This window comes from Bifidobacterium sp. WK012_4_13 (assembly GCF_041080835.1).
Taxonomy (GTDB): Bacteria; Actinomycetota; Actinomycetes; order Actinomycetales; family Bifidobacteriaceae; genus Bombiscardovia; species Bombiscardovia fermentum.
The window spans coordinates 731256-748853 of record NZ_CP129683.1 but is presented as its reverse complement, the minus strand read 5'-3'; the positions used below and the strand labels follow the sequence as shown (position 1 = coordinate 748853).

Below are 17598 nucleotides of genomic sequence, written 5' to 3'. Positions count from 1 at the left end.
TTCTGACCGTCTCCTAGAATCGCCCCAAGCCTTATCGGTGTGCCTCGCTGGGAAGGCTCCAGTCTATTGGGTCAGCTCCCATGGAGACCAATGCCGCATTTGCCTTGGAAAATGGCTTGGACCCGAAGAACCCATAGCGGACCGAAAGTGGACTGGGATGGGCGGACTTGATGATGAAGGCATTGCCAAGCAAGGGTTCAAGACTCTGAGCCTGCCGCCCCCACAGTATCGCGACCAGCGGGAGTGGTCGGCCATCCTTGTCCTTCCGCCCATTCAATGCTGTTATCGCGGCTTCGGTTATCTGCTCCCAGCCCTTGTTGCGGTGGCTGGCAGGCTTGCCGACGCCCACCGTCAGGCATCTGTTGAGCAACATCACGCCACGTCTGGTCCAGGGGGTCAGATCGCCGTTCAGAGGCTGTGCGACATGAACGTCCGATACCAGCTCAGTGTAGATGTTGCGAAGACTTCCTGGAAGAGGGCTGACCCTGGGGTCGACGCAGAAGCTCAGGCCGACGGGATGCCCTGGTGTCGGATAGGGATCCTGGCCGACGATGAGCACGCGTATCGACTCGAAGGGAATGGTGAACGCTCTGAGGATGTCAGCGCTCGCAGGCAGGTATGGTCTGCCTTCCCTCAGTTCGTTTCGAAGGAAGTCTCCCATCCGGTGAATGTTTGGCTCGACGGGTTCGAGAGCCTTCGCCCAGCCCGCTTCGATGAGCTGGTCCAGCGGTTTGACGTGTGGTCGCGATGAGGATTGTTCCATATGGGATTGTTCCATATGGAACACACTAGTATGGGCCAGGACTCTTGGCCGGGACACGGTTCGAGGTCCTATCGTATAAGATATTGAGGGAATTGTCCTATTGGGCGGTGAGGATATTACACTCTGTATGTAGTCGGATGAGGAGCTTTTATATGGGACGCAAGCGTAATGAACGTGCTGGTTATGATTCGTACACACGAGATGAGTTCGATAATCCTCCTGCCGGTCCGATGGGAGTTCATCGTGGCACCCGTTCCCTGGCGGCAAGGACCATGCCATATTTCGTAGTTCTGCTCGTTGCAGTCTTGCTGGGGTTCCTGGCATGGGCGCTGCTTTCCGGCGCGGCTTCCAGCATTCGTCTGCCATGGGCCTCGAGTTCCAGCACCGCAGCATCCTCGACGACCTCCAAGTCCGAGTCAAGCTCGGCGTCTGACACCAGCTCATCATCGTCCTCTGCAACATCGACGGGTTCGGCTTCCTCATCGGCGTCCACCAGTCCGAGCACTTCCACCTCAAGTTCCTCGACGTCCTCCGAGGCCGTCAATAAGGCCACGAGCATCCGCGTCATCAATGGCACCTCGGTCAGCGGCTACGCCGCAAAGCAGAAGACCGTGCTGAACAATGCCGGATACACGAACGTGGTGGCTGCGAATCCGACGGGCAGCGTGCCATCGTCCAGCGTGGTCTGGTATCAGAACGAGACTGACAAGTCCACGGCCGAGGCTGTGGCGAGCTCTCTTGGAATATCGACGGTTTCTCAGATGACCTCGATTTCAGCGCCGATCGTAGCCGTCCTTCTGGAGTGATCTGCTGGAGTGGATTGTCTGGAGTAATAGGGGAATCACGTCGAATGCGTGCGTGCTTCGTTTTTTTGAGCATTTTTTCATGATTTATCAGAAAAATCTTCAAAAATGCTGAGAAATATTTGTAATATTCGGCGTTTTGCTCACATTCGTGTCTAGAATGTATATGCCGACCGGATAGTAGCGGTGAGTTTCGCTTCTGCCGTGACGCGGCACTTTTCTAAGGAAGTTTGTTATGGCACAGGGCACTGTGAAATTCTTCAGCGCTGGCAAGGGTTACGGATTCATCAACCCTAGCGATGGTGGAGAAGATGTTTTCGTTCACTATTCAGCTATCGAGTCCGATGGATTCAAGTCCCTCGATGAGGGCGACAAGGTCGAGTACGAGGTAGAGCAGGGACCTAAGGGTCTCCAGGCGACGAAGGTCACCAAGATCTGATTCAATCAAGACTTTTTAGCCTAGGCTCCGGTCGCCCGGAGCCTTTTTTGTATTATTTTCGACGTGATTCCGACGAGATTCCGAGTTTTGCGGCAATTGCCAAGTATCGGACCTCGAAATCCTTGATATCACGTTCGAATAAAGCCAAAAATCAGCGTTGATACTTGGCAATTGCCGCAAAACTCGGAATCTCGCGCTGAAAATGCGTGAAAGCGGCTGGATATGGCTTCGCGGCACGGTCTGAGGTGATGGTTGTTGCTGTTCGCAGCACGCGTAGTTGGCACTCTCGGGTTGAGAGTGCTAATCTCGCAGTTGGCACTCGGGATACGAGAGTGATAATCAGACAGCTGACGGTTTGGTTATCGTGCAGTCTCGTACGGGAGTGGATACTTAACACCTCAAGCCGTTTATGGAGGAACAATGGCAAAGATCATTGCTTATGACGAGGAAGCTCGTCAGGGAATGCTTGCGGGCTTGGACAAGCTTGCAGACACAGTAAAGGTTACGCTTGGTCCGAAGGGACGCAATGTCGTTCTTGACAAGACCTATGGCGCACCGACCATCACCAACGATGGTGTTTCAATCGCGAAGGAAATCGACCTCGAAGACCCATATGAGCGCATCGGCGCCGAATTGGTCAAGGAAGTCGCCAAGAAGACCGATGACGTCGCAGGCGACGGCACCACAACAGCCACGGTTCTCGCACAGTCCCTCGTTCACGAAGGACTGAAGAACGTCGTTGCAGGCTCCAACCCAATCGCATTGCGCCGTGGCATCGAGAAGACGTCTGACGCAATCGTCAAGGAGCTTGTCAAGGCTGCCAAGGATGTCGAGACCAAGGATCAGATCGCGGCCACCGCAACGATTTCCGCTGCAGATCCAGAGGTTGGCGAGAAGATCGCCGAGGCCTTGGACAAGGTTGGCATGGACGGCGTCGTCACCGTCGAGGACAACAACCGCTTCGGTCTCGATCTTGATTTCACCGAGGGCATGCGCTTCGACAAGGGATATATTGCGCCATACTTCGTCACCAATGCTGACGAGCAGACCGCAGTGCTCGAAGACCCATACATTCTGCTCACTTCCGGAAAGCTTTCGAGCCAGCAGGATGTCGTGCACATCGCAGAGCTCGTGATGAAGTCCGGCAAGCCATTGCTGATCATCGCCGAGGATGTTGACGGAGAGGCTCTGCCAACGTTGATTCTCAACAAGATCCGTGGAACGTTCAACTCCTGCGCAGTCAAGGCTCCTGGCTTTGGCGACCGTCGCAAGGCGATGCTGCAGGACATGGCCATTCTCACGGGCGCGCAGGTCGTGTCCGACGAGTTGGGTCTGAAGCTCGATTCCATCGATATGAGCGTTCTGGGAACGGCCAAGAAGGTCATCGTCTCCAAGGATGAGACCACCATCGTTTCCGGCGGCGGCTCAAAGGATGAGGTTGCTGCCCGCGTCTCGCAGATTCGCAGCGAGATCGACAACACGGATTCCGACTATGACCGTGAGAAGCTGCAGGAGCGTCTTGCAAAGCTCGCAGGTGGCGTTGCAGTCATCAAGGTCGGTGCGGCAACTGAGGTCGAGGCCAAGGAACGCAAGCACCGCATCGAGGATGCTGTGCGCAATGCAAAGGCAGCCATCGAGGAAGGGTTGCTTCCTGGCGGTGGCGTTGCACTCATTCAGGCAGCTGCCAAGGCCGAGCAGGATGTGAAGCTCGAGGGCGACGAGGCCACGGGTGCAGCGATTGTCTTCCGGGCAATCGAGGCTCCAATCAAGCAGATTGCAGAGAATTCCGGTCTGTCAGGCGCTGTGGTGATCGACAAGGTTCGTTCGCTGCCTGATGGTGAAGGATTCAATGCATCCACGAACGATTACGAAGACCTGCTTGCAGCAGGTGTCGCCGATCCTGTGAAGGTGACCCGCTCTGCACTGCAGAATGCGGCTTCAATCGCAGGCCTGTTCCTGACGACTGAAGCGGTCGTCGCAACCAAGCCGGAACCACCGGCACCGCAGGCACAGGGCGGCGCTCCTGACATGGGCTACTGAGCCGATTATCGGTTCAGGCCACATGGCGTGAACATTCATGACATGAATCGTTCATAAAACAGCGTTCATGAAACAAGGTTCATGAAAAAGGGCGGAGAGTTTGAGACTCTCCGCCCTTTCTCTATCTCTTTCATCCGAATGCAGATTCATGTGAATATTGGCTGTCACATCGACTTGAAAAGATGCAGCGAAGGCGACTGTCAGGCCGTGGTCTTGGACCGATGCGTTCGCACGTAAGGCAAGAGCCTGACCATGGGAACGGAGCGGTTCCCACAGACTCCTGCAAGCTTCGAGGACGCATGGCAATCCAGCGGCTTGACGCGCACGCAGAACACCCAGAAGATCACATGAACAGCCGTGAAGCCTGCACCTCCGCATCCTCATATAGCGTCGAAGCCCTGGCAAGTGCGTTTTGGATAGCCTCCAGAGATACCTCGACCTGCTGCTGAGTACTTCTCCACTGGTCTGCGACGGCATTGAACTGAGATGCTGCGCTCCCGGTCCAGACCCCCTGAAGGTTGCTGATGTTGGCATACATGCCTGAAACCGCATCGCGAATCGTTGCTATTGAAGAAGAGACCGCGGCACTGGAGGAACGAATTCGCTCCGAGTCGACCTGATAATTTGGCATCGGAATTCCTTTCGCATAGGGTAATGGATAAATGCACGGGGAAAAATATTCCAGCCGCTATGGTGGAGGATATGGGGATCATGAAAGCAACCGTAAGCGATGCCAGCAATGTGGTCGAATGTGGCAGCCGACGACACGGTCCGAAGGATGCGCAGAGCAGGACGCTTGAAGTCATTCTCGCAGCAGTGGTCACGATCGTTCTCTGCGCCGCCTACCTCATCTATGGCGCCGCACTTGGCAATGGAATGGCGCAGGCTGCCACCACGAGCGCCTCTCCAAGTTCATCGGGCTCCACTACATCGGGCTCCACTGCGTCGAGCTCTTCCTCGGAGGCGACGGTCAGCGATTCGATAACCGACACCCAGAACCTTCTCGGGGGGGATCTCTCGTCGGTAAGCGATGCGATCGCGCAGACGAAGAAAGAGACGGGCGTGTCGGTGAGACTCCTGTATCTGGCAAACTTCGATGACAGCAAGAATCCCAACAAATGGACCAGTGAACTGTTGGAATCATTGGATCCGGAGCCAAATACGGTGATGCTCGCCGTGGCATCGCAGGATGGCAACCTGGTTGTCGCGGTGTCCTCGAATTCCGATGAATGGCTCAGAAAGCAGTCCACCGTCGATGACCTTTCCAAGGCTGCCCTCAATCCAATCGTTTCAAAAAGCACCCCCGACTGGGGGGCGTCAGCCAAAGACATGATGAATGCGATTGTGCAGGAGAAGAAAACATCCACCAACACATCCACGGTATGGATAGGTGTCGGTATTTTCGCTGCGGTCCTGGCGATTCTTGCGATTCTTGCGATCGTCGTGACAGTCGTCCGCAGAAGAGCCGCAGGTAAGGGTTCGAACTCCCATAGGCACACTCACCGGGGAGAGCGCAAGAATGCCGGAATGTCCTTCCGACGATCGTCGAAGAGCCGTCATGCGCGGCATGGTGGAAATTCCGCTGAAAGCGAGAGTGGGCACGATGGCACGAATAATACAGAAAGTTCTCAGCCAACCTCCAGCCTTTAGAGTCAGGCTATAACCATGAGCAAGCCAATAGAAGCCACAATCGTGGTTGTTGATGATGAACCTTCCATCAGGGATCTTCTCGTAGCGTCCCTCCACTTTGCCGGATTTGAGGTCGAGACTGCGGCTTCGGGCTCTGAAGCCATCGAGGTCATCGAAAAGACCCAGCCTGACCTGATCGTGCTTGATGTGATGCTGCCTGACATAGACGGTTTTACCGTTACGCGACGCATCCGTCAGGAGGGCATAGAGGCGCCTGTGCTCTTCCTCACCGCACGTGACGATACTCAGGACAAGGTGATGGGCCTTACCGTGGGAGGTGACGACTATGTCACCAAGCCATTCAGTCTCGAAGAGGTGGTCGCGCGCATCCGGGCGATCCTGCGCAGAACGCGCGAACAGGTCGAGGACGATCCGATCATCAAGGTCGGCGACCTCGAAATCAACGAAGACTCCCATGACGTGTCGCGTGCCGGGCAGGCGATAGACCTCAGCCCCACCGAATACAAGCTGCTGCGATATCTCATGGATAACGAGGGGCGCGTGCTGAGCAAGGCTCAGATTCTCGATCATGTTTGGCAATATGACTGGGGTGGCGATGCGGCGATCGTCGAATCCTACATCTCCTATCTCCGAAAGAAGGTAGACGGCATCGAGCTGGTGGACGACAACGGCGAAACCCATAAGGTAGATGCGCTGATTCAGACCAAGCGTGGAATCGGATACATGATTCGCGAACCAAAGAGCAACTCGGAATCATAATGAACAAGCGCGTTGGGGAGAAAGTTCCGAAGCGATCGTTGCGCTCGCGGGTCAGGAATGCCTTTTCAAGGTTTTCGCATTCATTCGTGCACAGCGTCGATTCGATACCGTTGAGCACGAAGCTCGTCGCGAGCATGATAGTGGTGCTGATAATCGGGACTTTTGGCATCACGGTGGCGATTCGCCAGATGGTTGGCGGTTATTTGCTGAAGAAGACGGACACCCAGCTGAACCGTCAGGCTTCACTGGTGTTCAACAACATTCGTCAGCTCAGTCAGGATGACGGAGCCAAGTCAGCCCTTGGGCCGACGGACTATTTTCTGCAGATTCGTGATGCCAAAAGCAACATCATGACCACCCCGCTGACTCCTAGCCTGCCATCCGGCGTGGTTTCGACCCCCAATCTTCCTGCCTCCGGGACGATGGGCAACGTTCAGATCTCGGTGCCATTCACAACGACTGCCAATGTGAGCTATTCGAGCGTCACAGGGGATATCGATGCGTCGGCGACCAACATAGCCAAGGCTCCCTGGCGAGTCCTTGCGCTGAAATGGGAGGTGCAGGGCGCGCAGGGACAGGCCGACACGAGTGGAGTCCTGTTCATTGGGCTCTCGCTCAGCGATCAGATCGACACCATGCAGACTCTGACGAGGTACTGCATAATTTTCGGATCATCAATGGTACTGATGGGTGCTGCCCTTGCACTGTTCATAGTGAATTCGACCCTCACACCCTTGAAGCGGATTGAAAAGACGGCGGCGAAGATAGCGCAGGGGGATTTGTCCCAACGAATTCCGCCGGTTCCTGAAACGACCGAAGTCGGCTCGCTTTCCGCATCGCTGAATTCGATGCTTGCGCGAATAGAGCAGAGCTTCCACGAACAGACCGAGACGACCGATAAGATGAAACGTTTCGTCTCGGATGCAAGCCATGAGTTGCGAACGCCATTGGCGGCGATTCATGGGTATGCGGAACTCTATAAGATGCAGCGTGACTATCCTGGTGCGTTGGAAAGGGCCGACAAGTCAATAGAGCATATTGAGTCGTCGAGCACGCGAATGGCGGTTCTGGTTGAGGATCTGCTGTCTCTGGCGCGTCTCGACGAGGGGCGCGGCATCGAGATGAACCATGAGATCGACCTGACGACCCTGGTCAACGACGCATCGGAGGACCTGCATGCGCTCGATCCGGGGCGCAGGATTCAACGTGGCATCATAGATCTGCGCAAATCGGCGATTGCTGCGCCGCCGGCCGCGCAATCGATTCAGGCCGACGAGCCATCCAAGAAGGCCTCAAAGTCGAGAAAGGCCAGCTTCGTGGCCCCCATGCTGAATCCGCTTCAGACCTTGGGCTTCCAATTCAGGGAAGCCGGGATTCCTCAGGTCCATCTGAAGGGGGATCCTTCGAGAATCCGCCAGGTTGTTACCAACATCGTGGGAAACATACATCGATACACACCTGGCGATTCGGCCGTGCAGATAGCGATGAACGTGCTTCCGGCATCCATCAACCCGAGCGAGCTCTCATCATTGCCCTCGAACAACGCCTCGTTCACCAAGTTCATAGAGGCGGTCGAGGTTGGAGAGACCACTCATATCGGCAATTACTATGCTGTCATGCAGTTCATCGACCATGGTCCAGGAGTCCCTCCTGAGTCACGTCAGCAGCTGTTCGAGAGATTCTATACCGCCGATCCCTCTCGAGCGAGAGAGAAGGGTGGGACGGGCCTGGGCTTGGCGATCGCACAGTCCATCGTCAAGGCTCACAAGGGGCTGATCTGTGCGACGGAAAGCGATGGCGGAGGGCTGACATTCACCATCGTTCTCCCGGTTGCGGAAATCGCAAGCTATCAGAAGAAGTCAGAGAACACAGGGAATAAGGGGAAGAGGTCAGAGAAGAAGGGCAGCAGCGAGGCCACGAGCATGCATGACGCATTGCATGCCGCCTCTCCGCAGCCTGGCGGGACGCCGCAGCCGCTGCAGCCAGATCAATCCCAGGCATCTGACGAGGCTGGCACGTCCACCGGCAGCAACACGCGGGTGCCATCGCGAAGCTAGGTGGTGGAGGATTGGAATCTGCTGCAAATCAAGCTCAGAGTCTGAACTCGACAGGGCTGAGCCATCTTTGCGGTAGACTGGGTGTTCGATGTGACAAAACACACATTGCTGTGTTCCTGGATTCGAAGAGGTGGATTATGCCCAGCGGAAGAGTGCGGTGGTTCGATGCGACCAGAGGCTTTGGTTTCATCACAAGCGATGAAGGCAAGGATGTGTTCCTGCCTGCACTCGCGCTGCCCGCGGGCGTGAAAACCCTTCGGAAGGGCGCAAAGGTCGAGTTTTCCGTTGCGGAAGGTAGAAAGGGACCTCAGGCGTTGGATGTCAGCTTGGTTGGTCCCGCACCATCGGTCGTCAAGGCGACCAGGCCAAAGGCAGACGATATGGCGGCAATAGTCGAGGACCTCATCAAGTTGCTTGATTCTGCAGGGAATGGCTTGCGCAGACATCATTACCCCTCGTCTGCGGAGTCCAAGAAACTCGCGACGCTGCTTCGTGCAGTGGCTGATAATTTTGACGTTCAAGACTAGAGGCGCGAATGCGCTTCCGTATGTAGAGATACGAGGATATGGCATCGCATGACTGAGGATCGAGAGAAGTTTTCGGAGATTGATCCCGAAGAGTTGGCGCGCAACACCGCACTTCAGGAGGCATCGCAAGAGGGCGAGGTCGGAGAGTTCGTCACCTCGAGGGATGCCGGCGATGGCGTGACCGACTATCGTTTCAAGGCCAACATACCCGGCTATGAGAGCTGGCAGTGGTCGGTCACGCTGTATCACGATGTCGAGGCGCATCGCTGGACCGTTGACGAGTCGTCGCTGATTCCTGCCGAGGGAGCGTTGCTGCCACCGAAATGGGTCCCATGGAAGGAGAGGCTTCTTCCGGAGGATCTTTCCGTGACTGACGTCATGGGAACGGAGGATGGCGACTCACGGCTCGAGGATGGTTTCCGGAGAGTCGAGCATCTTGATTCCGAGCATGCCGATTCCAAGCATGTCCCAGATGAGGATGGTGCCGGTGAACAGCATGAGAAGACCGATGCTCAGAGCGAAGCGGGCGGCGGTGAGAGGCCCACTCCAGCCGAGGCGGATGCCGAGCATGCCGAGAACGAGGAAGAACAGCCAGTAACCGAGGGTTCCACTCGAGATGATTCGCCGAGTGGGGTGACACAGCAGGCGGATTCGGAGGAAGATCTTCGCGATGCCGTCGAAGAGCTTCATCTTGCACGTCGTACAGTGCTCAGTCCTCTGGGGCGCTCTGAGGCTGCGAAACGCTGGTATGCGGGCCAGGGCGGTCCGAAATCACTGTCGACGAAGACCGCTGAAGGGCACACTTGTGATGAATGCGGCTTCTACATCCCACTGAGCGGTGAACTGGGAACCATGTTTGGCGTTTGCGCGAATCGTTGGAGTCCCGACGATGGTCGTGTCGTGTCGCTTGACCATGGCTGTGGAGAGCATTCCGACATAACCCCACCGGAGATGAACCGTCTGTGGGTCCAGTCAGAGCCTGCCTTCGACGATCTGCACATTGACATCGTGAAGCAGGGACCAAGGGATGAACGACCGGAGATCGAAATGATCGAAAGGCTGCAGTCGGAGGACGGTTCAGATCAGCATGGCTCAGATCAGGACGAATCTGAGGAATAAAGAACGCGCACCAAAAGGCAGCACGCATCAAAAGCAAACGCGCACCAAGGGGCTGGGCGCACTCTTGATGTTTGCGTGATGTCTGGCATATGAATTCTGTGTCATAACGCGATTTGTGCGGTGATTGCAAGGCATGCGGGGTGGCTTGCATGCCATGCAATCACCGGCGGCTCAGCACTGGGAGATTGGGCCATCTTCATTCCCTGAATTCCCTGACGCCGCCCAGCATGCGTCGCGTGCAGGCTTCAATGGACTATGGTTACGGTGCATTCCGAAAGATTGAGAAGCTGCCTGCTCACCGAGCCTAGGAAGCGTGCGTTCATCCCCGTCAACCCTCGCGATCCGACGACCATCCAGCCAGCGTATTTCGCAGCATCGCTCATGCCCTTGACTGCCGTGGTATGGAAAGCGTGCGTGCGCACGGTCACGCCATCGGGAACATCGACCTTTGAGAGGATCGCACGCAACATGTCCTCCGCCCTTCGCTGACCGACGCCTATCGGCGCGACGGCATTCTCGTATCCTTCGATCGTTCCGAGATCCTTGATCTGCCAGCACATCACCACATGAAGGTCAAGGCCATGCACGTCGGCTTCATGCACGGCAAACTTCAAGGCCTTCAGAGAGTTTTCAGAACCATCCACGCCTACGACAAGTGGAGCCCTGTTCTGTATCTCGTCTTCCTCCTCCACCGTTGCTGTCCCATCGCGGTCAGCGCTGGCATCGTTCTCCTTCATCGCACCGTCATCGAAGTGGCCATCGGGTCGAGCGCCGTCACGGTTATCGAGAAGGCGTCCAGGCTTGGATGATGCGGACTTACGCGGATCTTCGCGTGCGTCGCTCAAGGCATCTGCGATGCTTGCACTCACCGAAGCCGAGTCATGCGGTGGAATGTGGACCAGTGTCACCGGCACCTTTGCATCTTCGATCAATGGAGCGGATGTCGAACCCAGGAACCATCGCGTCAAGGGACCTATGTTGCGCCTTCCTATGACGATCTGCTGCGCATTCACGCCTATTTCAAGCAGCGCGGCCGGACCGGACGCCTGCACTGATGTGAGCGTCAGTCTTTCGGGATTCATGTTGAAATCCGGTATGGCGTCATCGACCCAGTCGTTCAGGGTGTCGGTTAGCGTCTGACGGAGTCTGTCCCATTGCTCGTCGGTCTTTGGCTCCGCACCGGCATTCCACGATGGGGTCCATCCAAATACGGCGTTGACGTTCTGACCTGAGGCACTCGCCTCGGCCAATGCCCACCGCAGTGCCACAAAAGATTCATGGGATCCATCGAGTCCGACAACGATGTCTCCCGCCTGGTCTGATGCAAAAGAATCTTGGTCCGATACCTGTTCCTGAGCCATGAGTTCCTCCCAACGATTGTGTTCTGAGATCTTCGTTCCATGCGTTGCATTCTCTCCAAGCATATCCTCGATTTGCGTTGATAGCGCAATCAATAAGTGCCTGGAAATAAACGTCAGCGCAAATCTGTAGAGTTACATACAGTCATCAAGGGAAGGACAAGCATGTTCGAACGGTTTACCGACCGTGCGCGGCGCGTTATAGTGCTGGCGCAGGAAGAGGCTCGAGCCCTTCAACACAATTACATCGGTACGGAACACCTATTGCTTGGGTTGATTCGTGAAGGTGAAGGGGTTGCGGCCAAGGCGCTCGCAGCGAAGGGTGTCGAACTTGAAGCTACCCGCAAGCAAGTCGAAGAGATGATCGGCAAGGGGAATGCCGCGCCAAATGGCCACATTCCCTTCACCCCTCACGCACGGCAGGTCTTGGAGATGAGTCTGCGAGAAGCTCTGCAGCTCGGGCACAGCTATATCGGCACGGAGCACATTCTCCTTGGCCTCATTCATGAGGGCGAAGGAGTGGGCACACAGGTGCTGATCAAGATGGGCGTTGACCTCGGGGATCTTCGTACAAGCACCATCGATATGATTCGTGGCAGCCACGACTCCAAGGAAACACCCAAGGGCGATCTGGCCAATGCCGGTGGCGTCCAGGGCAAGCAGGGTCAGACCGGTTCTGCCATACTCGATCAATTCGGCAGAAACCTCACACAGGAGGCTGTCGATGGCAAGCTTGATCCGGTTATCGGACGCAGCAAGGAGATCGAGCGCGTCATGGTCGTGCTTTCGCGGCGCACCAAGAACAATCCAGTGCTGATCGGCGAACCTGGTGTCGGCAAGACGGCTGTGGTCGAAGGTCTGGCTCAGAAAATCAAGGACGGAGACGTTCCTGAGACGCTGAAGGACAAGCAGATCTATTCACTGGACCTTGGTTCGATGGTTGCGGGATCTCGCTATCGTGGCGATTTTGAGGAACGCTTGAAGAAGGTCTTGAAGGAAATCAAGACGCGCGGCGACATCGTGCTCTTCATCGACGAGATTCACACCATCGTCGGAGCAGGTTCCGCGGATGGTGCCTTGGGCGCCTCCGACATGCTGAAGCCGTTGCTGGCACGTGGCGAGCTGCAGACCATCGGTGCCACCACAACCGACGAATACCGCAAATACATCGAGAAGGATGCCGCTCTTGAGCGTCGTTTCCAGCCGATTCAGGTTCCGGAACCGACAATCGCGGAGACCATCGAAATATTGAAGGGACTTCGTGACCGCTACGAGAACCATCACCATGTCACGATTACGGATGGTGCCCTGCAGTCTGCCGCCGAACTTTCCTCGAGATACATTCAGGATCGCAATCTTCCTGACAAGGCCATCGACCTGATCGACGAGGCCGGGGCGCGTCTGCGCATCAAGCGCCTGACCGCGCCGCCTGAGCTTCGTCAGCTTGACGAGAAGGTCGCCAAGCTCAATCAGGAGAAGGACCAGGCCATCAAAGACCAGGACTTCGAGAAGGCGGCCGACCTGCGCGACAAGCAGGAGAAGGTCGAGGCCGAGCGCAAGGAGAAGGAACAGGCCTGGCGCGAAGGCGAATCCGATGTCCGCATGGTCGTCGACGAGGATGTCATCGCCGAGGTCATCTCGTCGAGCACTGGCATTCCTGTCTTCAAGCTCACGCAGGCGGAATCCAAGAAGCTGCTCAACATGGAGAAGGAGCTGCATAAGCGCATCATCGGTCAGGACGAGGCCGTCTCGGCATTGTCCCGCTCGATTCGACGCACGCGTGTTGGTCTGAAGGATCCGCGCCGTCCTGCGGGATCGTTCATCTTTGCCGGCCCGACCGGCGTTGGAAAGACAGAGCTCGCCAAGACACTGGCGCAGTTCCTCTTTGATGACGAGGACGCCCTGATTCGCGTCGATATGTCGGAGTTCTCCGAGAAGTATGCGGCTTCGCGTCTCTTCGGTGCTCCTCCGGGGTATGTCGGTTATGAGGAGGGTGGCGAACTCACCGAAAAGGTGCGTCGCAAGCCATTCTCGGTCGTGCTCTTCGACGAGATCGAAAAGGCTCACCCCGACATCTTCAACACGCTTCTTCAGGTGCTTGACGACGGTCATCTGACCGATGGTCAGGGTCGCAAGGTCGATTTCAAGAATACGATCATCATTCTGACTACCAACCTGGGAACTCGCGACATCGCCAAGGCGGCCAACACCGGATTCAATCTCGGTGGCGGTTCCGATACGACCTATCAGCGCATGAAGGATCAGGTCTCCGGCGAACTCAAGCAGCAGTTCCGTCCTGAGTTCCTGAACCGTCTCGACGACATCATCGTGTTCCGCCAGCTTAACGAGCAGCAGGTGCGCGAGATCGTCGACCTCGATATCCATCAGCTCAACGATCGTCTTTTCGAACGTCATATGTCGCTTGAACTTACCGATGCGGCAAAGGATCTGCTCGCGCAGAAGGGCTTCGACCCACTGCTCGGAGCTCGTCCGCTGCGCAGGGTGATTCAGCGCGACATCGAGGATGCCATATCCGAGAAGATTCTCATGGGCCAGCTCGGGGACAATGAGAACGTCCATGTCGATGCTTCTGGCGAGGGCATTCTCGGTGAGTTCACATTCAAGGGAGAGCCGTTCACTCCCGACGGGGATGACAGCAAGCCAGAGCTAGTCGGTGCGAGTGCGTCACCAACGGATAGTGGATCAGATGCAGATGCTTCGTCATCCGATGTGGAAAACTCGAATGATTAAGGTCTGAAATTCTTCTCAGACGCTGAATTGTCCGCTCACTTTTCAAAGTGAGCGGACAATTTTGTTATGGACTAGCGAGATTCCGAGTTTTGCGGCAATTGTGGAGTATAAGACTCAATTTTTGGCTTTCTGCCGTCGCAATTTCAACGATTTTCTGCCTTTATACTTCGCAATTGCCGCAAAACTCCGAATCTCGCGATAATTGTTGAAACGGTCGGTCAGAAAATCGTCGGAAATGCCAGGAGCAGTGCAATATAGAACACCGATCCGGCGAGGAAGCAGTAGTCTTTCCTGCGGGTCGTGAGCATACGGAAGTGAGTGCGTCCCGATCCGCCCTCATAGCAACGAGCATCAAGGGCAAGACTCACATTGTCCGCGTGACGCAAGGCTCCTGCGAATACAGGCACAACGATGGCAGCCAGCGCCTTCACTCGCTGGATGGGACCACCTGTTTCGACGCTGCCGCCGCGCGCCGCCTGAGCATCCACGATCTGCCGAGCTTCGCGCGTCAGGGTCGGTATGAACCTTAGCGCAAGCGACATGACCAGGGCGAGCTCCTGCACATGGAATCCCCAGCGCTTCAAGGGAGACAGCAGCGATTCCATGGAATCGGTCATTTCGGTCGGCGTCGTCGTCTGCATGACCACAGCGCCGAGCATGATGACCAGGGCAAAGCGGCATGTGTATAGAATCGCGGACACTATGCCGGCATCGGTGATCATCAGAACGCCCCAATGCAGCAGCACGGTGCCACTTCGGGTAACCAGAAGATTCAGAATGCCCATGACCGTCAGCATGGCGAGCAGCAATCGCACGGTGTGCAGCACATGGCGAATGCCGAGCCTTGAGAGCCCCACAATCCCAAAGACGACCGCGGCTGCCAAGGCGAGCTGCGTTGCGCTATGAATGGCGAAGGCGGTGAACATCATCACCAAGGCGGAAACCATCTTGACGCGTGGATCCAGCTGATGCATGAATGAGGACTTGCGGGCAATAGGGGAGCGTTCGGACGGGTCGAATCGCACGTCGGCATTCGCATGATGCCCATGCTTGCTCAAGGCCCTGTCGGTTATTTCGTCGTACATGGCGAGCGTCTCTTCGGGTCTTCCGAAAGCCATAAGCCTGCCATGATGCAGCAAAGCCACCTTGTCGGAGAGCAAGGCTGCCTCATCATGCGAATGCGTCGTCATGACGATGGTCGTGCCCTGCGCCTTGAGCTGGGCGATCAGCGTATACATGCGTGAGCGGGCGCGAGCATCCAGTCCTGCCGTCGGTTCGTCCAGGACCAATACGCTCGGCTTCGAAGCAATCACACCGGCGATCGCAGCCAGCCGTTGCTGCCCGCCGGAAAGTGCGAAAGGCGAGCGTTCCGAGCAATCCGATATGCCCAGGAATTCCAAGGTCTCATTGACTCGATCCAGCGTCTGCTCAGGGGAGCATCCCAGATTGCGCGGGCCGTATGAGACATCGGCAGCGACGGTATCTGCGAAAAGCTGGCGTTCGGGATGCTGCATGACATAGCCGACCTTGGCCCTGAACTCCTTGCGCAGAGCCTTGCCACGCTTCCCCTTTGCGCCAAGCGCGTCGATGCCATTGACCTCTATCGAACCATGCTGGGGCTTGGCAAGAGCGCATACAAGGCGTGCCAGAGTCGATTTTCCAGAGCCGTTTCTTCCCACTATCGCTACTATTTCGCCCTGCCTGGCGCTGAAACTGACATCCTTCAACGCTTCCCTATGGGCATCGCTGAAGGTGAACGTCACATGCCTGACCGCAAGGGTCTGCACGTCCGAGTCAACATCGTCGCGAACGCTGTGTTGGAAGTTCAGCTCATTCATCGTCACATCGGTGACGTCGGCGTCCTCGAGGCCATGGGCCTTCAGGAGATTCGCATCATTGAGGAATCTCGACGGCTTGCCATCATATGCAACGGTGCCATGGTCGAGCACGATCAGACGGTCCGCACTGCGAGCCTCGTCAAACATATGCGTGATGTTGATGACGGTTGTCCTCTCGTTACGAAGTCGGTCGATGATCCCTGATACCTCCCGACGCCCAGCGTCATCGAGCATGGCGACCGGTTCGTCCAGCACAAGCATGCCGGGGTGCATGGCCAAGGCTCCGGCTATCGCAACACGCTGCTGCTGGCCGCCGGAAAGCCGTGAGGGGTCGGCGAGGGCATAGTCGAGCATGTCGACCTGCTCAAGAGCCCAATGGACGCGGGAGACGATCTCTTCATGAGGAATGCCGAGATTTTCGGCACCGAATGCCACATCATCCTGAACGACCGTGGTGACGATCTGGTCCTCGGGATTCTGAAACACCATGCCGATACTGTGGCGGGCCTGCCGATACTCCCGTTCCCTGGCATGGCCTTCGGTGAAGACGCTTTCGCCCATAAGGCTGACCTCGCCCGAATCCGGGCTCACGAATCCAGCGATGATTCGACCAAGTGTGCTCTTTCCCGAGCCATTCGCACCGAGTATGCATATATATTCACCGGAATGGATGTCTAGGGTCACTCCATCCAAGGCCCATGATCTGCCGCGGTCATAGCTGAATCTCACGTCGTCGAGATGAACGTTCGAAGCTCTGCGGGCGGATGGGGCGTTGCCGGTCGAATCCCAGCCATGACCATGCTCGGTCGCTGGGCCAGAGTCTGGTTCAGAGGCCGCAGTGTCGGCTGAGATTGTGTGGATGCCTGTATGGTTCATGCGAGACTCACCGTTTCACGAGCATGGAAACCGGCTTGTAGATGATGAAGGTCACAGTTCCATGGATGACGAGCTTGAGAAGGTTGAACGGCAGAAGGATTGGCAGAATCATCGCAACTACCTGACTCACCGAGATGTTCGCATACAGTGGGGTGATCACGAGGTTGCCAAGAAGGGCTATTGCCAGCGCGCACACGGATCCAAGCAGAATACCGTACAGCGCACCGATGCGGGAGTGGAATCGCCGATAGAGCAGGGAGGCAGGAACGCTCAAACCCAAGGCAACGGCGATGGCCATGATGCTGCCCAAGGGATCTGCGAACATATGGGGAATCCACGAGAGAATGCTTACCAGAACGGCCGCCATGGGACCGAAGGCGAAGCCTGCTATCAAGGAAACTATGCCAGACGGATCATATTTGAGATAGGGTGCGGCTGGGAATATGGGGAATTCTATGAAGCTTGCGACGATTGCAAGCGCGACGAACAACGCATATATCGCTATGCGTCGGGTCGACCAACGGCCTTCGCCGTCGCCCTTGGTCGAATGTGGATCCACGCTGTGCGGTGAATTGGTACTGTGCTGTGAATCGGTACCGCGCGTAGGCATGCTCATAT

14 protein-coding genes are annotated in these 17598 nt (G+C 56.4%); 9 read left to right on the top strand and 5 right to left on the bottom strand.

The window, feature by feature from the left end; translation table 11 throughout:
* Positions 1–31: 31 nt before the first annotated feature.
* Positions 32–763, bottom strand: coding sequence for a uracil-DNA glycosylase (locus tag QN062_RS02985; protein ID WP_369342126.1), 732 nt, complete (start codon positions 761–763; stop codon positions 32–34).
* Between the two features lie 152 nt (positions 764–915).
* Here QN062_RS02985 and QN062_RS02980 point away from each other — a divergent pair, with 152 nt between their 5' ends.
* The 3 genes from QN062_RS02980 to groL all read left to right on the top strand — a co-directional run bounded on the left by QN062_RS02980 (position 916) and on the right by groL (position 4045).
* On the top strand, positions 916–1569 hold the full coding sequence (locus tag QN062_RS02980; protein WP_369342125.1) for a LytR C-terminal domain-containing protein: 654 nt from the start codon (positions 916–918) through the stop codon (positions 1567–1569).
* A gap of 232 nt (positions 1570–1801) precedes the next feature.
* Complete coding sequence (locus tag QN062_RS02975; protein WP_277011199.1) at positions 1802–2005, top strand: cold-shock protein; 204 nt, start codon at positions 1802–1804, stop codon at positions 2003–2005.
* 420 nt (positions 2006–2425) lie between these two features.
* On the top strand, positions 2426–4045 hold the full coding sequence (groL, locus tag QN062_RS02970) for a chaperonin GroEL (protein ID WP_369342124.1): 1620 nt from the start codon (positions 2426–2428) through the stop codon (positions 4043–4045).
* Between the two features lie 343 nt (positions 4046–4388).
* Here the strand turns inward: groL and QN062_RS02965 are convergent, their stop codons facing one another.
* The gene (locus QN062_RS02965; protein ID WP_369342123.1) at positions 4389–4676 is read right to left on the bottom strand and encodes a WXG100 family type VII secretion target; all 288 of its coding nucleotides are present in this window, start codon (positions 4674–4676) and stop codon (positions 4389–4391) included.
* A gap of 80 nt (positions 4677–4756) precedes the next feature.
* Between QN062_RS02965 and QN062_RS02960 the strand changes: the two genes are divergently transcribed.
* The 5 genes from QN062_RS02960 to QN062_RS02940 all read left to right on the top strand — a co-directional run bounded on the left by QN062_RS02960 (position 4757) and on the right by QN062_RS02940 (position 10157).
* Complete coding sequence (locus QN062_RS02960) at positions 4757–5695, top strand: TPM domain-containing protein (RefSeq protein WP_369342122.1); 939 nt, start codon at positions 4757–4759, stop codon at positions 5693–5695.
* Between the two features lie 15 nt (positions 5696–5710).
* Complete coding sequence (locus tag QN062_RS02955; protein ID WP_369342121.1) at positions 5711–6454, top strand: response regulator transcription factor; 744 nt, start codon at positions 5711–5713, stop codon at positions 6452–6454.
* Positions 6455–6588: 134 nt separating this feature from the next.
* Positions 6589–8511 carry an ATP-binding protein gene (locus QN062_RS02950; protein ID WP_369342520.1) on the top strand — a complete coding sequence of 641 codons (1923 nt, stop codon included), beginning with the start codon at positions 6589–6591 and terminating at the stop codon, positions 8509–8511.
* Positions 8512–8648: 137 nt separating this feature from the next.
* Positions 8649–9038: a cold-shock protein gene (locus QN062_RS02945; RefSeq protein WP_369342120.1), complete on the top strand. Its 390-nt coding sequence runs from the start codon at positions 8649–8651 to the stop codon at positions 9036–9038.
* Between the two features lie 48 nt (positions 9039–9086).
* Entirely contained in the window at positions 9087–10157 is a 1071-nt protein-coding gene (locus tag QN062_RS02940; protein ID WP_369342119.1) for a DUF3027 domain-containing protein, read from the top strand.
* A 245-nt stretch (positions 10158–10402) separates the two neighbouring features.
* On the opposite strand, the gene QN062_RS02935 is transcribed toward QN062_RS02940, so the two are convergent.
* Positions 10403–11518 carry a universal stress protein gene (locus QN062_RS02935; protein ID WP_369342118.1) on the bottom strand — a complete coding sequence of 372 codons (1116 nt, stop codon included), beginning with the start codon at positions 11516–11518 and terminating at the stop codon, positions 10403–10405.
* A gap of 162 nt (positions 11519–11680) precedes the next feature.
* Here QN062_RS02935 and QN062_RS02930 point away from each other — a divergent pair, with 162 nt between their 5' ends.
* Positions 11681–14266: an ATP-dependent Clp protease ATP-binding subunit gene (locus tag QN062_RS02930; RefSeq protein WP_369342117.1), complete on the top strand. Its 2586-nt coding sequence runs from the start codon at positions 11681–11683 to the stop codon at positions 14264–14266.
* A 218-nt stretch (positions 14267–14484) separates the two neighbouring features.
* On the opposite strand, the gene QN062_RS02925 is transcribed toward QN062_RS02930, so the two are convergent.
* Both QN062_RS02925 and QN062_RS02920 read right to left on the bottom strand, forming a co-directional pair.
* On the bottom strand, positions 14485–16980 hold the full coding sequence (locus QN062_RS02925; protein ID WP_369342116.1) for an energy-coupling factor transporter ATPase: 2496 nt from the start codon (positions 16978–16980) through the stop codon (positions 14485–14487).
* 7 nt (positions 16981–16987) lie between these two features.
* Positions 16988–17590: an ECF transporter S component gene (locus QN062_RS02920; protein WP_394854734.1), complete on the bottom strand. Its 603-nt coding sequence runs from the start codon at positions 17588–17590 to the stop codon at positions 16988–16990.
* Positions 17591–17598 lie beyond the last annotated feature (8 nt).

Excerpts from the sequence above, each read along its gene's own strand:
- QN062_RS02955 (WP_369342121.1), top strand. The coding sequence starts at position 5,711 with ATGAGCAAGCCAATAGAAGCCACAATCGTGGTTGTTGATGATGAACCT.
- QN062_RS02985 (WP_369342126.1), bottom strand. The coding sequence starts at position 763 with ATGGAACAATCCTCATCGCGACCACACGTCAAACCGCTGGACCAGCTC.
- QN062_RS02925 (WP_369342116.1), bottom strand. The coding sequence starts at position 16,980 with ATGAACCATACAGGCATCCACACAATCTCAGCCGACACTGCGGCCTCT.
- QN062_RS02950 (WP_369342520.1), top strand. The coding sequence starts at position 6,589 with ATGATAGTGGTGCTGATAATCGGGACTTTTGGCATCACGGTGGCGATT.
- QN062_RS02930 (WP_369342117.1), top strand. The coding sequence starts at position 11,681 with ATGTTCGAACGGTTTACCGACCGTGCGCGGCGCGTTATAGTGCTGGCG.
- QN062_RS02935 (WP_369342118.1), bottom strand. The coding sequence starts at position 11,518 with ATGGCTCAGGAACAGGTATCGGACCAAGATTCTTTTGCATCAGACCAG.
- QN062_RS02975 (WP_277011199.1), top strand. The coding sequence starts at position 1,802 with ATGGCACAGGGCACTGTGAAATTCTTCAGCGCTGGCAAGGGTTACGGA.
- QN062_RS02920 (WP_394854734.1), bottom strand. The coding sequence starts at position 17,590 with ATGCCTACGCGCGGTACCGATTCACAGCACAGTACCAATTCACCGCAC.
- QN062_RS02960 (WP_369342122.1), top strand. The coding sequence starts at position 4,757 with ATGAAAGCAACCGTAAGCGATGCCAGCAATGTGGTCGAATGTGGCAGC.
- QN062_RS02965 (WP_369342123.1), bottom strand. The coding sequence starts at position 4,676 with ATGCCAAATTATCAGGTCGACTCGGAGCGAATTCGTTCCTCCAGTGCC.
- QN062_RS02945 (WP_369342120.1), top strand. The coding sequence starts at position 8,649 with ATGCCCAGCGGAAGAGTGCGGTGGTTCGATGCGACCAGAGGCTTTGGT.
- QN062_RS02980 (WP_369342125.1), top strand. The coding sequence starts at position 916 with ATGGGACGCAAGCGTAATGAACGTGCTGGTTATGATTCGTACACACGA.
- groL (WP_369342124.1), top strand. The coding sequence starts at position 2,426 with ATGGCAAAGATCATTGCTTATGACGAGGAAGCTCGTCAGGGAATGCTT.
- QN062_RS02940 (WP_369342119.1), top strand. The coding sequence starts at position 9,087 with ATGACTGAGGATCGAGAGAAGTTTTCGGAGATTGATCCCGAAGAGTTG.